10 protein-coding genes are annotated in these 14,013 nt (G+C 73.9%); 4 read left to right on the forward strand and 6 right to left on the reverse strand.

The genetic code is table 11. The features are described from left to right. Window positions 1-135 precede the first annotated feature (135 nt). Entirely contained in the window at window positions 136-510 is a 375-nt protein-coding gene (locus tag ACZ6TI_RS43780) for a signal peptidase I (RefSeq protein WP_465351205.1), read from the reverse strand. Between the two features lie 24 nt (window positions 511-534). On the opposite strand from ACZ6TI_RS43780, the gene ACZ6TI_RS43785 reads away from it, so the two are divergent. Then, window positions 535-1,437 carry a DUF3500 domain-containing protein gene (locus ACZ6TI_RS43785; RefSeq protein ID WP_465351206.1) on the forward strand — a complete coding sequence of 301 codons (903 nt, stop codon included), beginning with the start codon at window positions 535-537 and terminating at the stop codon, window positions 1,435-1,437. On the opposite strand, the gene secA2 is transcribed toward ACZ6TI_RS43785, so the two are convergent. Genes secA2 through ACZ6TI_RS43805 form a run of 4 tightly spaced genes read right to left on the reverse strand, consistent with a single transcriptional unit; the run spans window position 1,434 to window position 7,571 of the window. Next, window positions 1,434-3,725, reverse strand: a complete 2,292-nt coding sequence (gene secA2 / locus ACZ6TI_RS43790) for an accessory Sec system translocase SecA2 (RefSeq protein ID WP_465351207.1) — start codon at window positions 3,723-3,725, stop codon at window positions 1,434-1,436. The genes ACZ6TI_RS43785 and secA2 overlap by 4 nt on opposite strands. Before the next feature lie 6 nt (window positions 3,726-3,731). Continuing rightward, window positions 3,732-5,513, reverse strand: coding sequence for an ABC transporter ATP-binding protein (locus tag ACZ6TI_RS43795; RefSeq protein ID WP_465351208.1), 1,782 nt, complete (start codon window positions 5,511-5,513; stop codon window positions 3,732-3,734). Further along, a complete protein-coding gene (locus ACZ6TI_RS43800; protein ID WP_465351209.1) occupies window positions 5,495-6,598 on the reverse strand; it encodes a zinc-dependent alcohol dehydrogenase in 1,104 nt (367 codons plus the stop codon). The genes ACZ6TI_RS43795 and ACZ6TI_RS43800 overlap by 19 nt, the downstream gene beginning before the upstream one ends. Further along, window positions 6,591-7,571 carry a Gfo/Idh/MocA family protein gene (locus ACZ6TI_RS43805; RefSeq protein WP_465351210.1) on the reverse strand — a complete coding sequence of 327 codons (981 nt, stop codon included), beginning with the start codon at window positions 7,569-7,571 and terminating at the stop codon, window positions 6,591-6,593. Before ACZ6TI_RS43805 ends, ACZ6TI_RS43800 begins: the two co-directional genes overlap by 8 nt. A 116-nt stretch (window positions 7,572-7,687) precedes the next feature. Between ACZ6TI_RS43805 and ACZ6TI_RS43810 the strand changes: the two genes are divergently transcribed. The 3 genes from ACZ6TI_RS43810 to ACZ6TI_RS43820 all read left to right on the forward strand — a co-directional run bounded on the left by ACZ6TI_RS43810 (window position 7,688) and on the right by ACZ6TI_RS43820 (window position 10,570). Further along, a complete protein-coding gene (locus ACZ6TI_RS43810) occupies window positions 7,688-8,695 on the forward strand; it encodes a glucosyl-3-phosphoglycerate synthase (RefSeq protein WP_465351211.1) in 1,008 nt (335 codons plus the stop codon). After that, window positions 8,683-9,789 (forward strand): glycosyltransferase, encoded by a 1,107-nt coding sequence (locus ACZ6TI_RS43815; protein ID WP_465351212.1) that lies wholly within the window; start codon window positions 8,683-8,685, stop codon window positions 9,787-9,789. The genes ACZ6TI_RS43810 and ACZ6TI_RS43815 overlap by 13 nt, the downstream gene beginning before the upstream one ends. A 64-nt stretch (window positions 9,790-9,853) precedes the next feature. Beyond that, a complete protein-coding gene (locus tag ACZ6TI_RS43820; protein ID WP_465351213.1) occupies window positions 9,854-10,570 on the forward strand; it encodes an ATP-binding protein in 717 nt (238 codons plus the stop codon). Between the two features lie 100 nt (window positions 10,571-10,670). Here the strand turns inward: ACZ6TI_RS43820 and ACZ6TI_RS43825 are convergent, their stop codons facing one another. Continuing rightward, window positions 10,671-13,958 carry a hypothetical protein gene (locus ACZ6TI_RS43825; RefSeq protein ID WP_465351214.1) on the reverse strand — a complete coding sequence of 1,096 codons (3,288 nt, stop codon included), beginning with the start codon at window positions 13,956-13,958 and terminating at the stop codon, window positions 10,671-10,673. Window positions 13,959-14,013: the final 55 nt, after the last annotated feature.

A 14,013-nucleotide genomic window follows, 5' to 3' on the forward strand; every position in this document is an offset into this window, starting at 1 on the left:
TTGGCGAACCAGAATGGTGGGGAAAATGCATTTCCCCACCCGTGGCAGCGCAAACAGTAGCGCGATCGTGCTACGAACCGCAGTCGGGTAAGACGCGTTTCCGAGTGCGATTTCCGTCACCAATCCGACGTTTGTTTAATCGTCACGCGGCAGACGCCAGCCGGGAACCGAGGGCCAACGCACGGTGAGTACGACGGTCTCCTCGTCACCGGCCTGCCAGGAGTGGTCCTCCCCCGGCCCCCACACCACGTAGTCGCCGGGCTTGCGCAGCAACACCGTGCGGTCGCGCAACTCGATGTCGAAAGCGCCGTGGATCAGCACCAGCAGCGCGGTGCGGGTCTCGTCGGTGGCCCACGCCGCGCGCCGGTCGCCGGGCGGGTGCACACCCCACTTGATCTCGACGTCCTCGGAATGGAGCAGATGCCCGGGCGGCATGAAATGACCGAGCAACCAGCCCTGGTTACGGGCACCGTCCGCACCCGCCTGGCCGACGTAGACGCTGTCACCCACAGCCCGGAAGGTTACCCTCCGGTGGTGCTCCAGGAATCCGAGGCCACCGCCCTGCTCACCCTGCTGGACGACGCGCAGCGGGAGGACGCCTGCCGCCCGTTCGAGCACGGCGAGCGCCGCTGGCTGGAGTACCGCCCGCAGTACCGGCCCGGGCTGCTGCTCGCGGACATGGGCCCGGCCGCCCGTAAGGCCGCGCACCGGCTGCTCGCCACCGCGCTGAGCCCGCCGGCCTACGCGCAGGCGATGGCCGTGATCGCCCTCGAGGAGGTGCTGGACCGGCGGGAGGAGTGGCAGCGCGGCCGGCACAGCGAGGACTACCGGGTGGTGCTGTTCGGCACGCCCGGCGACGACCGCTGGGCGTGGCGGTTCGAGGGCCACCACCTGTCGGTCACGATGACCGTGGTGAACGGCGTGGTGTCACCGGCGCCGATCTTCCTGGGCGCCAACCCGGCCCGCGTCGACCTGGCCGGCCGCCCGGTGCTGCGCCCGCTGGGCGTCGAGGAGGACCTGGGCCGCGAACTGCTGCTCGCCCTGCCGGCCGGGCTGCGTGACCGGGCCGTGGTGGCGGACGCGGCGCCCTATGACATCCACTCCGGACCGCGGCCGTCGGCGGCGGCCATCGAGCCGCTCGGCGTGCCGCGGGCGGACCTGCCGCCGGCCGCCCGGGAGATGCTCGACGAGCTGGTCGGTGTCTATCTCGGCCGGTCCGCGATCCCGCTGGGCACCGGCGATCTGCACTTCGCGTGGGAGGGCCCGCCCGGCCCGGGAACCGCGCACTACTACCGGATCCAGGGCGACGACCTGCTCATCGAATTCGACAACACCACTGTGGACGGCAACCACGCGCACAGTGTGCTGCGGCGCCCGCACGGCGAGTTCGGCGGGGACATCCTCGCCGCCCACCATGCGGGCCCGTCACACAGCTAGTTGCCGGTCGAGGTCAGGCGGCGGCCGACCGCGGCGATCAGGCGGTCGAGCTCGGAGCCGAACGGGTTGTCGTGCACCAGGTAGGTCCAGGTGGCGCTGGGCCGCACGATCTCGGCGCGGTCCGGCTGCCACCCGTCGGAGAGGTCGACCTCCTCGAAGGTGGCGATGGTGCGCTGCTCGATCTCGGTGAACACCTTCTGGAACGCCGGCACCGCGGCCCGGTGGAACTCGTCCAGCGGGTCGAGCTTGCCCAGCGCCCGCAGGTGCACGCCCTCGCGCACCTCGTTGAGCTCGGCCAGGTGCTCGGCCCAGAGCCGGTCGAGGTGGAAGAGCGCGATCGACCGGGCGGCGTCGGAGAGCACGTCCTCGTCGGTCTCCTTGGCCTTCTCCGGGGAGCGCTCGAGCAGCATGATCGTCGCCACCTCGGAGGTGAGCAGCCGCTCGCGGCGCTCGGCCATCGCCACCCGCTGCTGCTCGATCACCACGCTGTAACGCCAGGTGTTGCGGTGGATCTCGTGGTTGACGCCCTCGGCGACCCGCTGGGCGTGCTCGACCGCGTAGTCCACCGCGTCGTCGTGCACGACGCCGTCCATGTCCATCCGCGGCGAGGCCGGCAGGATGTCGCCGGCGTGCCGGACCACCAGGTCGTCCTCGAGGCTGACGAAGAACACCGAGCCGCCCGGGTCGCCCTGCCGGCCGGCGCGGCCGCGGAGCTGGTCGTCGACCCGGCGGCTGTCGTGCCGGCCGCTGCCGACCACGAAGAGCCCGCCCAGCTCGACCACCTTGTCGCGGTCCTTCTCGTCGCTGCCGCCGAGCCGGATGTCGACGCCGCGACCGGCCATCTGGGTCGAGACGGTGACCGCGCCGAGCGCGCCCGCCTCGGCGATGATCTGGGCTTCCTCGTCGTCGTTCTTGGCGTTGAGCACCACGCTCGGCACGCCCACCGCGGCGAGCTGCTTGGCGAGGAGCTCGGACGCCTTCACGTCGAGGGTGCCGATCAGCACCGGGCGGCCCTTGTCGTGGGCGATCTTGATCTCTTCGACCAGGGCCTCGTCGCGGGTGTCGTGTGCCGAGTAGATCCGGTCCGGCTCGTCCTCACGGATGTTCTCGGTGTTCGACGGGATCACCGCGACCTCGAGCTTGAAGTATTCGCGCAGCTGCTCGCCGACGTGCACGGCGGTCGCGGTCATGCCGCAGACGGTCTTGTAGAGAGCCACATAGGCCTGGACGGTGATCGTGTCCAGCACCTCGCCCTCGGCGGTGGCGGTCAGGCCCTCCTTCGCCTCGACCGCGGCCTGCAGGCCGTCCGGCCAGCGGCGGCGCTGGGCCACCCGGCCGCGCATCTCGTCGATCAGCTCGACGCTGCCGCCGCGCACGATGTAGTCGACGTCGCGGCGCAGCAGGGCGTGCGCGTGCAGCGCGACGTTCAGCGCGGAGAGGTGCTCGGTCTGGTCGTCCGCATAGAGGTCGATGCCCAGCCTGGCCTCTAGCTTCTGCAGACCGGCCTCGGTGAAGGCGACGCTGCGGCCGTCGTCGGCGGCCTCGTAGTCCTTGCCGGCCTTGAGCTCGCGGACCAGCTCGGCCGCCTCGTGCACCGGGTCGGCCTCGGAGGACAGGCTGCCGGCCAGCACCATCGGCACCCGGGCCTCGTCGATCAGGATCGAGTCGGCCTCGTCCACGATGGCCGTGGCGAGGTCGCGCTGCACCCGGTCGGCCACGTCGGTGACCAGCTGGTCGCGCAGGTAGTCGAAGCCGGCCTCGGAGACCGAGACATAGGTGACGTCGGCCAGGTAGGCCTCGCGGCGCTCCTGGGGGGTGGACGTCTCGGTGACCCAACCGACGGTGCAGCCGAGCAGGGTGTAGATCGGCTCCATCCAGGTGGCGTCGCGACGGGCCAGGTAGTCGTTCACCGTGACCACGTGCACCGGGCCGTGGCCGAGGCGGACATGACCGTAGGCCGCGATGGTGGCGGTCAGCGTCTTGCCCTCACCGGTGGCCATCTCGGCGACCTTGCCGGCCAGCAGCGCCATCGCGCCGAGCAGCTGCACGTCGAACGGCCGCTCGTCCAGGGCGCGCCGGGCGGCCTCCCGGCCTACGGCGCAGATCTCGGTGAAGTCGCTCGCCTTGCCGGCCGCCTCGGTGAGCGCCGCGTCGTCCAGCTCCTTGAGGGCTTCCTCGCGCGCCTCGATGGCGGGCAGCCGCTTCTCGAACGGGCCGAGATCGACCGTCGTGCCCGGACGCTGCAGGAACTTGCGGAAGCGCTTCTTGAATCGCTGCGACACACCCATGGTGCGCTACGGTACTTCACTTTCCTGGACGGTTGGTGCCGACTCCTCCGTCTCCGGGAGGAGCAGTTGGTGCGCCGCCAGTTCGCGGTAGAGCGGGCTGGTGGTGAGCAGGACGTCGTGTGGGCCGCTCGCCACCACCCGGCCGGCCTCGAGCACCAGGATGACGTCCGAGTCGATCACGGTGCTGAGCCGGTGCGCGACCACCACCAGGGTGCGTTCCCGGGCGGCCGCGCCGATCGCCGAGCGCAGCGCCGCCTCGTTGCGCGCGTCCAGGTTGCTGGTCGGCTCGTCCAGCAGCAGGATCGGCGCGTCGGCGAGCAGCGTGCGGGCGATCGCCAGCCGCTGCCGCTCGCCGCCGGAGAGCAGCACGCCACCCTCGCCGACCTGCGCGTCCAGGCCGTCCGGCGTGCGGGTGATCAGGCCGGTGAGGTTGACCCGGGCGAGGGCGGCCAGCAGCCGGTCGTCGTCGGCGTCCGGCGCGGTCAGCAGCAGGTTGTCGCGCAGCGTGCCGGCCAGCACCGGCGCCTCCTGCTCGACATATCCCAGCCGGCGGCGCAACGCGTCGCGCGGCAGCTCACGGATGTCCGTGCCACCGACCCGGATCGTGCCCGCGCCGATCTCGTAGAACCGCTCGATCAGCGCGAGCACCGTCGACTTGCCCGCGCCGGACGGGCCGACCAGGGCGACCCGGTTGCCTCGCGGCACCTCGAAGGTCACGTCGCGCAGCACCGGCTCGCCACCCGGATAGGCGAAGGTGACCGCGTCGAAGACGATCGCCGGGCCCGGCCGGTCCGAGACGTCGCCGGTGGCGTCCAGGAAGCTCTCCGCGGGCAGCGCCAGGATCTCCTCGATGCGCTGCAGGGCGCCGAGGCCGGTCTGCAGCTGGGTGTACGCGTTCAGCGCCTGGCCCAGCGGCATCACCAGGAAGAACAGGAACAGGATGAACGCCACCAGGTCGCCGACGCCGATCGCGCCGGCCGCCACCCGGGCCCCGCCGACGCCGAGGACCAGCAGGAACGCGCCCTGGGTGGCGGCCGAGGCGACCGGGCCGATCAACGCCCGCAGCCGGGCCACGCGCAGGCCGGCCTCGTACGCCCGGTTGGCGCCGACGCCGACCGTCTCGGCCTCGCGCTCCTCCGCGCCGCTGGCCCGGATCGTCCGGGCCGCGGAGATGGCCCGCTCCACCGCCGAGGTCATCTCGCCCAGCCGGGCCTGCGCCTGCTCGGAGAGCGGGCGGATCCGCCGGGACACCACGATCGCCACGGTCAGCCCCGCGCCCAGCCCGACCGCCGCCACCGCGAACAGCAGCGGGTCGAGCACCAGCATCGCGATCGTCGCGCCGACCACCATCACCGCGCCGCTGGCCACCTCGAACAGCCCGGAGGTGACCACCGCGCGCAGCAGCGTGGTGTCCGCGCCGACCCGGGACAGCAGGTCACCGGTGCGCCGGGCGTCGTATTCGCGGATCGGCAGCCGCAGCAGGTGCGCGGCCAGCCGCCGCCGGGTGGTCAGCACCATGCCCTCGGCGGTGCGCTGCAGCAGGTAGTCGCGCACGCTGGAGAGGGCGGCGCCGGCCAGCAGCAGGCCGATCAGCGCCAGCACCAGCCGGGCCACCGGGCGGCTCGCCCCGATCGCGTCCAGCAGCTCGCGGATCAGCAGCGGCTGCAGCAGCGCGGACGGCGCGGAGAGCAGCGACAGGACGGCGACCACGATCAGCGTGCCGCGATGGATGCGCAGGTAGGGACCGAGCGCTCGCAGTCCGACCCGGGTTATGTCGTCGTCCCCCATGGGGGAAGCGTAGCCGCGAGCACGGCCTGCAACTCGTGCCTGCGCCGGGCGGCCAGATCGGCGAGCAGCCGCGGCGCCTCCGCGAACGGGACCACCGCGGTGATCAGGTGCTTGCGGATCGCCGGGCCGTCCGCGCGCAACAGGTCCACGGTGGCCGCGGAGAGGCGTTCCCGGTCCCAGGCGGGGGCCAGCCCGCGCGGCACCCGGCCGATCTGTGCGCAGCGCACCCCCAGGCCGTTGTGGTGGAACTCCTCGCCGAGCCGCACCTGGTCCGCGCCGCCCTGATAGAAGGCCAGGTCGATGACGGTGCCCTGCGGCCGGAGCAGCCGCAGCGCCAGGTGCAGCGCCCAGTCCTGTCCGCGGCACTGGAACACGACGTCGGCGCCGCGGTCCCCGGCGTGGTGCCGCCACGCGGTCTTCAGCGTCGTCGCGGGGTCGTCGGCGGTGTCCATCGCGGTCAGGCCGAGCGCCTCGGCGATCGCGCGGCGCTCCGGGTCCGGGTCGAGCACGACCACCGAGGCGGCTCCGTGCGCGCGGGCGAACAGGGCGGTGAGCAGGCCGACCACGCCCGCGCCGGTGATCGCGACGCGCCGGCCGCGGACCCCGTCGCCGAGTTCGGTTCCGTGCACGTCGGCCGCGGCGTGCAGCAGGCCGTTCGCGCAGATCGGACCCATGTGCGCGACGTAGACGCCGAGGATCGGGTCCAGGTCCGCGGGCAGCACCACCACGCGGTCGCGCAGCGGGTCGGCCGGGTAGGCGGTGCGATGCCCGTAGGCCATCGCGACCATGGTGCCGTCCCGGAACGCCGGGGTGCGGCTGTCCTCCACCCGGGCCACCTCCATGTAGCCGAGGCGGCCGACCGGATAGGGCTCGCCGACCGGCCCGCCGAACAGGCCGAGCTCCGGGTCGAAGCCGTGGTGCAGCGCCGGGTGGACGCCCTTGACGAAGCTCAGCTCGGTGCCGGCCGAGACGCCGCTGAACAGGGTGCGGGCCCGGAATCCGCGATCCGGCACGGCCTCTTCGGGCGCGGTGGTGATCTCCGGCCGGCCGGGCGCGGCGACGATCACGGTCAGCTCGTCAGACAAGAGAGATCTCCGGGGTACGCGGGCGGACCACGCCGCCGCCGGCCGAGGACTCGGCGACGGCCACGGCCAGGGCATGGGTGCGCAGCGCCTCCGGATAGGGCACCCGCACCTCGTCCCCCTCACCACGCACGGCCGAGATGAACGCTTGATCCACCGCGACCCGGGCCGCCTCGGCATCCGCCGCCACGGTCCGCGTGCCGTCCGCATCCCGGATCACCAGCTCGGTCTCGCTGATCGCCAGCGCCAGCCCGTCGGCGTAGATCTCCAGCCCGGCGCGGTGCTTCCAGCCGAGCACGCTGGTGGTGGCCAGGCTGCCGACCGCGCCGCTCGCGAACCGCAGGGTGGCCGCGGTGGCGCCGTCCACGTCCGCGCCGTCCACCGGCGGCGGCGTGCCGTTGCCCGCCGCCCACACCTCGGTCACCTCGCCGGCCAGGTGCCGGGCCAGGTCGAGGACGTGCGCGGCCTGCTCGATCACCGGGCCGCCGCTGCGGTCCCGGCGCGCCCACCAGGCCACCGGCGGCACCTTGTCCAGCCAGGCGCCGGTGACCAGCCGGATCGGCCGGTCGGCCAGCAGCGCCCGGGCCTGCTCCACGACGGCCAGGTAGCGCCAGTGGTGCCCGACCGCGGTGGGAATGCCGCGCCGGGCGATCAGGCCGGCCAGGTCGGTGGCGGTGTCCAGGTCGAGGGCGATCGGCTTCTCCACGAACATCGGCAGCCCGGCCGCGATCACCGCCCGCTCGGCCGGCCCGTGCGCGAACGGTGGCACACACACGTACACCACGTCCGGCTCCCCGGCGAGCAGGGCCGGCACGTCCGGCACGGCCGCGGCGCCGTGTTCGGCGGCCAGGGCGGCGGCGGACTCCGGCCGTACGTCGGTCACCGCGGTCAGGCGCACTCCGGCCAGCCCGGACAGCACCCGCGCATGTCGTTGCGCGACGCCACCGGCGCCGATCATCCCCACTCGAGTCAGCATCGTCATCGCTTACCCGAGATCGACATTGTTATGTGCCGTTCAGATTGACGACGTCCGGACAGGGAACTCGGTCCCCGATCGACCAAGCGACTCTCATCGAATCGGAGGTGGTGGCCATGCGGCCTTCGCACGTGACCGTTTCCCCGGTGGTGGAGGCCTGGGCGGCCTATCGCAGCAGCTCAGCCGGCGACTGGCCGGCAGCACAGCTGGTGCGGGCCAAAGGCGGCACCACCGTGAGCGTGGTGGTGCCGGCCCGCGACGAGGAGGCGACCATCGGCCCGATCGTGGCGACCATCCGGCGGTGCCTGATGGACCGGGTGCGGCTGGTCGACGAGATCGTGGTGGTCGACTCGCGCTCCACCGACCGCACCGCGGAGGTGGCCGAGGCGGCCGGCGCCCGGGTGGTCTCGCAGGACGAGATGACCCGCGGCCTGCCGCGGATGGAGGGCAAGGGCGACGCGCTGTGGGCCGGCCTCGCGGCGGCCGGCGGCGACGTGGTCGCCTTCGTCGACGGTGACCTGCGCGACTTCTCCGCACACTTCGTCACCGGGCTGATCGGGCCACTGCTCACCGATCAGTCGGTGGAGTTCGTCAAGGGCTTCTACCACCGCCCGCTGCGGCACGCGTCCGGCACCGAGCCGGACGGCGGCGGCCGGGTCACCGAGCTGGCCGCCCGCCCGCTGATCAGCCTGTGCTGGCCGGAACTGTCCGGCCTGGTCCAGCCGCTGGCCGGCGAGTACGCGGGCCGCCGCCGCACGCTGGAACGGATCCCGTTCGTCTCCGGCTACGGCGTCGAGCTCGCCATGCTGATCGACCTGCTCGAGCTGGTCGGGCTGGACGCGCTGGCCCAGGTGGACCTCGGCGAGCGGCACCACCGCCACCAGGACACCGAGGCGCTGGGCAGGATGTCCGCGCAGATCATGGTGACCGCGTGGTCCCGGCTGCACCGGGCCGGCCTGACCCGAGACCAGCGGCCACCGTCCACCGTGCTCACCCAGTTCCGGCGCGGTGGCGAGCACGCGATGCCCGGGCTGAACCGCGAGATCGTGGTCGGCGACATCGGCGTGGACGAGCGGCCGCCGCTCGCCGCCCTGCAGCGGGGAGTGCCGGCATGCGGGTTCTGATCAACGCGGGGCCGTGGCTGGCGGTGCCGCCGCGCGGCTACGGCGGCATCGAGAACGTGATCGCCGCCCTGGTGCCCGAGCTGCGCCGGCTGGGCGTCGAGGTGGTGCTGGCCACGGTCGGCGAGAGCGAGCTGCCGGTGGAGGAGCGGGTGTCGGTGTTCGCGGCCGGCCAGTTCGCCCGGTTGCAGCGGCCGTACAACCAGGTGTGCGGCATCGTGCCGGCGCATCAGCACCGGGTGCGCCGGCGGCTGCGCGACGGCGACATCGACCTGGTGCACGACCACGTGGAGGCGGCCGGGCTGACCTCCTACGACCCGGACGGCCCGCCGGTCCTGCACACCCTGCACTGGGACCTGACCAAGCACCCGGAGCTGTACGGCAGCCTGGACGCCGGGCCGCGGCTGCGGGTGAACGGGGTCTCCGCCGACCAGCTCACGCACGCCCCGGCGGCGCTGCGGGCACACTCGGCCGGGCACGTGCACCTGGCCACGCCGCTGGCCACCGACGCGGACCGGCGACCGGACGTGGCGAAGGGCGGGCACGCGGTGGTGCTCGGGCGGATCACCCCGGGCAAGGGTCAGGACCTGGCGGCGCGGCTGGCTCACGAGCACGGGTTCGACCTCGTGCTGGCGGGGCCCGTGGGCCCGTACCAGAATGAAGTTGATCTTGCGGCGGCCGGCGACGACGACAACCCGGACGTGCGCTTCTGGCGCACCGAGGTGGCGCCGCACGTGGACGGCGACCGGGTGCGCTGGGTCGGCATGGTGCACGGCCGCGACCGCGACGACCTGGTGGCGACCGCGCGGGCGGCGCTGTTCCCGCTGCGCTGGGACGAACCGGGCGGCACCGCGGTGGTCGAGGCGCTCGCCCTGGGCACGCCGGTGGTCGGCATCGCCCGCGGCTGCCTGCCCGAACTGATCGACCAGGACCACACCGGCCTGCTCACCCCGGCCGAGGACGAACTCGGCGAACTCGTGCACAAGGCGGCCGCCCTGTCGCCGCGGGATTGCCGCGCGGAGGCGGCGCGACGCTTCACGCCGGCCGTGATGGCCGCGTCCTACCAGCGGCTTTACCAGCGACTCGGGTCCGGCTGAGGGTTTATCAATGGTCCGCAGCGGGCATCGAGGGCTGCCCGGACGCATCGGTGGGAGGGGGCGAATGGCGAGCCATCTGGTCTGCCGGCCGGAGAAAGCCCTGCCGGTGGCCGTCCTGAGCGTGCGCGGGGAGCTCAACCTGCAGACCAGCGACGCACTGCGCCGAGCCGTCGCCCGCATCGTCGCCCCGCAGCCCGAAGCCCTGCTGGTCGATCTCGGCAAGGTCCGCATCACCGACCCGCGCGGGCTGCGCGTGCTGCCCGCGCTGATGACCGAGACCGCCGAGTGGCCGAACGTGCCGATGGTGGTCTGCGGCCCCGGCTCGGCCGGCCACGACCTGGGCTGTGCGCAGATCACCTATGCCGAGAGCTGCGACGACGCGATGGCCGCGATCGCCGACGAGCCGGAACCGCGGCGCATCCGGGTGCGGCTGCGGCCGGTGCCGGACGCGTGCCGCCAGGTGCGGCAGCTGGTCACACAGGCGTGCGGGACATGGCAGCTGTCCGAGGCGGCGGCCACGGCGTCGCTGGTCGCGACCGAACTGGTGGCCAACGTGGTGCGGCATGCGCACACCACAATGGAGTTCACGCTGGGGCTGCGGGACAACAAGATCTGTCTGACCGTACGCGACGGAAGCCGCGGTCTTCCGCGGCCGGCCGACCCTCGTCTCGACGCGGCGGGCGGGCGCGGGCTGCGCCTGGTCCGCGAACTCACCGAGTCCTGGGGCGTGCTGCCCTTCTCCGACGGCAAGGTGGTGTGGACCCGCCTCGTCGTGGCGTGACCTGTCCTTGCTCTGCACACATATCCGCAACACCCGCTTACGGCGAACGCCGCCGGCCTTTCGGGGCCGGCGGCGTTCGGTTTTTGGTCGCAGGTTGCTGTTAGTGCTGGTCCGGGCCGGGGCGGCGAGGGAGGCCGCTGGGGGCGTCCTCGGGCGGGAGCTCCGGCTCGGGGCGGTCGGGGACGCGTGGGGCGGCGGGCAGGCCGGTGAGGCCGCTCGGGGCGGCTTCCGGGTCTTCGGTGCCCGGTGCGGGGGTCGGGGCCGCGGCGGGGGTCGGGGCCGCGGCGGGGGCGGGTGGCATCAGGCCCGACGGTGCTGGCCCGGTTACGGCGTCTGGCATGGCGGGTTGGCGGTTGAGCTGGCCCATCTGCGGGGGTTCGAGTGGGGGACGGCCCTGCGGTGCGGTGGCTGCCTGGTGCCCTTGCGCGGATGCGGTCTGGGTGCCGCCCGGGTGGCCTTCGGGTCCACGGTGGCCGGTGCCGGCCTGCTGGAAGGCGCCCGGCTGGAACGCTGAACCGGGCTGGGTTCCGGTGGGCGAAGGGTGACCGCCGACGGGCTGCTGCGCCGCGCTGGGCTGGATGCCACTGGGCGGCTGGTGACCTTGGTTGGGGTGCGTCGCCGTGCCGGGCATGTTGCCCGTGGGCGGCTGGTGACCCTGGTTGGAGTGCACTGCGGTGCCTGGCTGGTCGGCGGTCGGAGGCTGGTGGACGCCGACCGGGTGCTGCGCGGGGCCCGGCTGGAAGGCGCCGGTCGGCTGGTGGCCCGAGGGCGGCTGGTGGCCCTGGCCGGGCTGAAGGGCCGCGCCGGGCTGGAAGGCGGTGGCCGGCTGGTTGGCGCTCGGTGGCTGGTGGCCGCCTGCCGGTGGCTGCGTCGTGCCGGGCTGCTGGCTCGCGCGAGGCAGGAAGACGCTGTCGGGCTGATTGCCCGTCGAGGGCTGGTGGGTTCCGCTGGGCTGAATGCCGGTCGGGGGCTGGTGGGTGCCGCTGGGCTGGGCTGCCGCGCCGGGGTGTTGCTGGGTCTGGCCGGGCCGGGAGGCGGTGCCGGGCTGGTTTGCCGGCGGCGGCTGGTGGCCGGCGCCGGGCTGGGACGACGCGCCGGGCTGCTGGCTTGCGCGAGGCAGGAACGGGCTGTCGGAACCGGCGCTCGGCTGACCGCCTGCCGGAGGCTTCGAGACGGTGCTCGACTGGTGGGTGGCTCCCGGCTGGCTCGCGGTGGGTGGCCGGCTTCCGGGTGTGGCCGAGGTGTGCGGGTCCTGGGTCGTCGGCGGGCGGTTGAGCTGGCCCATCTGCGGGGGTTCCAGGGGTGGGCGCGCTGTGGCAGCGGCGGGTTGCTGCGGGTGGCCGGTGGGGAGGGTTTCGGTGGGCGGTGCGGTGAACTGGCCGAACTGCGGACCCGAAGACTGACCCGGCTGGGCTTCTCCAAGCTGGCCTGGCTGCGCGCCGCTGGGCTGGCTGCTGCCGGGCTGGCTGCTGCCGGGCTGGCTGCTGCCGGGCTGGCTGCTGCCGGGCTGGCTGCTGCCGGGCTGGCTGCTGCCGGGCTGGGTGCCGCTGGGCTGGGTGCTGCCGGGCTGACCGGAGTGGATGCCGCTGGGCCGGCCGGGCTGTGCGTCGCCAGGCTGAGTGCCGCCGAACTGACCAGGCTGACCTGTCCCAGGTTGACTTGTCCCAGGCTGACCCGGCTTGGCGGTGCCGGTCTGACCGGGCTGCGCTCCCCCGGCCTGGCCGAGCCGCGCTCCCCCGGGCTGACCGGGCTGCGCGCCGGCCGGGTGCGTGGCGGATGGGTGAGCGGGCGTCGGGGCGGTGGTGCTTGCGGGACCCGGTTGGCCCGCGCCGAGGAGGCCTGCGCCCGGGTGCGCGGGCTGGGAGCGCAGGAACGGGCTCTCCGGCTGGGCGGCCTGCGGTGCGGGTGACGGCTGGGCCGGTGTCGCCGGCGCGGCGGCAGGCGGAGTGCTCGCCATGGGGAACCCGCTCTGGCCGCGCGCGGCTTGCGGGCCGTGGGCGGGCTGGCCGAGGCGGTTCGGGTCGGGAAGCGGCGGATCCGCGGCGGCCGGTGCGGAAGCGAACGCCGACTGTGCCGCGGCGGTCGGGGCTTCGGCGGGGCGCGGCGCCCGCGGGAATGCCGGGGCGTCCAGCGGGCGGTTCTGGCGGTCGAAGAGCGGTGGGCCGAGCAGCAGCGGATCGATCACCGGCTCCGATGCGGGCGGCTCCGGCTGCGCGACGGCCGGCTCCGGCTCGGTCGGATCCAGGTCGGGACGTGTCATCCGGGCCGGCGGCAGGCCTGTCGGTTCCGACCCCGCCTCGTCCAACCCGGTCGGCTGCCACCCTGCCGGTCCGGAAACGGTCCGATCCGAGCCGGTCGACTGCACCCCGGCCGACTGCACGCCCGTCGACTGCACGCCCGTCGACTCCAAGCCGGCCCCGCCCATGCCGGTCGGTTCCGATCCGGTCGACTCGGAAGCAGCCCGACCCAAGCCGATCGACCCAGACCCGGCCGACTCCGAACCAGCCGACTCCGAACCAGCCCGACCCAAGCCGGTCGACTGCAAATCGGTCGAACCCGAAGCAGCCCGACCCAAGCCAGTCGACTCCGAACCGGTCGACTCCGAACCGGTCGACTCCGAACCGGTCGACTCCGAACCGGTCGACTCCGAACCGGTCGACTCCGAACCGGTCGACTCCGAAGTAGCCTGACCCAAGCCAGTCGGCGCCGAACCGGTCCGGCTCAGACCCGTTGGATCCGCGTTCTCCGGGTTCGCGATGTCGGCCGGGGTTTCGGGGCCGGCCGCCGGGCGGGGCGGTGTTCCCTCCGATGCCAGGCCGCTCGGCTCGTCCTCACCGACCGGCGCCCCGGCGACCTCCGCGGCCGGACCGGACAGGCCCGGCAGCTTGCCGTGCGAGGAAGCACTCGACCCGTCGCCGCTCGCACCAACACGGGTCGGCTCCGGATCCACGGCGGCCTCCACGAGATCGCCGCCGATGCGCCGGGTCGGGGAATCGTCCGACGCGGCCGAATCCTCTGCGGAAGCCTCTGGCGGCGGGACTTCGCCGGACGACAGGGCCGCGGCGTCACCTGGCTTCTCCGCCGGCGCCGGGGTGGTGAAGGAGGGCGCCGGGGTGGTGAAGGAGACGGCGGCGCCGGTGGGGGCGTACCCGGAGGATCTTGCCGCGTCGGAGCCGGCGGCCGGCAGATCGGGGAGGCCCAGCGGCGTGCTGGCCCCGAGGCCTTGGGCGCGGGCCGCTTCGACCAGGCCGGACGACTCGGCGAGCCCGGCGGCGAAGAGCACCTCGGCCGCCGCTCGCCCGGACGGGCACGGCAGCGGTTCCCCGCAGACCGGGCAGATCATCATGCCCTCGCGCGGGCCGGCCCCGCCCGCGTGCGCCTCCACCATTTCGCGAGCGGTGCGCGCGAGCACGCTGTCCGGCCTCACGTAAGTGCCAGTCGAT

It is taken from the genome of Actinoplanes sp. NPDC051388, from assembly GCF_055586225.1.

Excerpts from the sequence above, each read along its gene's own strand:
- ACZ6TI_RS43815 (WP_465351212.1), top strand. The coding sequence starts at position 8,683 with ATGCGGGTTCTGATCAACGCGGGGCCGTGGCTGGCGGTGCCGCCGCGC.
- ACZ6TI_RS43810 (WP_465351211.1), top strand. The coding sequence starts at position 7,688 with ATGCGGCCTTCGCACGTGACCGTTTCCCCGGTGGTGGAGGCCTGGGCG.
- ACZ6TI_RS43805 (WP_465351210.1), bottom strand. The coding sequence starts at position 7,571 with ATGCTGACTCGAGTGGGGATGATCGGCGCCGGTGGCGTCGCGCAACGA.
- ACZ6TI_RS43795 (WP_465351208.1), bottom strand. The coding sequence starts at position 5,513 with ATGGGGGACGACGACATAACCCGGGTCGGACTGCGAGCGCTCGGTCCC.
- ACZ6TI_RS43825 (WP_465351214.1), bottom strand. The coding sequence starts at position 13,958 with ATGGTGGAGGCGCACGCGGGCGGGGCCGGCCCGCGCGAGGGCATGATG.
- ACZ6TI_RS43820 (WP_465351213.1), top strand. The coding sequence starts at position 9,854 with ATGGCGAGCCATCTGGTCTGCCGGCCGGAGAAAGCCCTGCCGGTGGCC.
- secA2 (WP_465351207.1), bottom strand. The coding sequence starts at position 3,725 with ATGGGTGTGTCGCAGCGATTCAAGAAGCGCTTCCGCAAGTTCCTGCAG.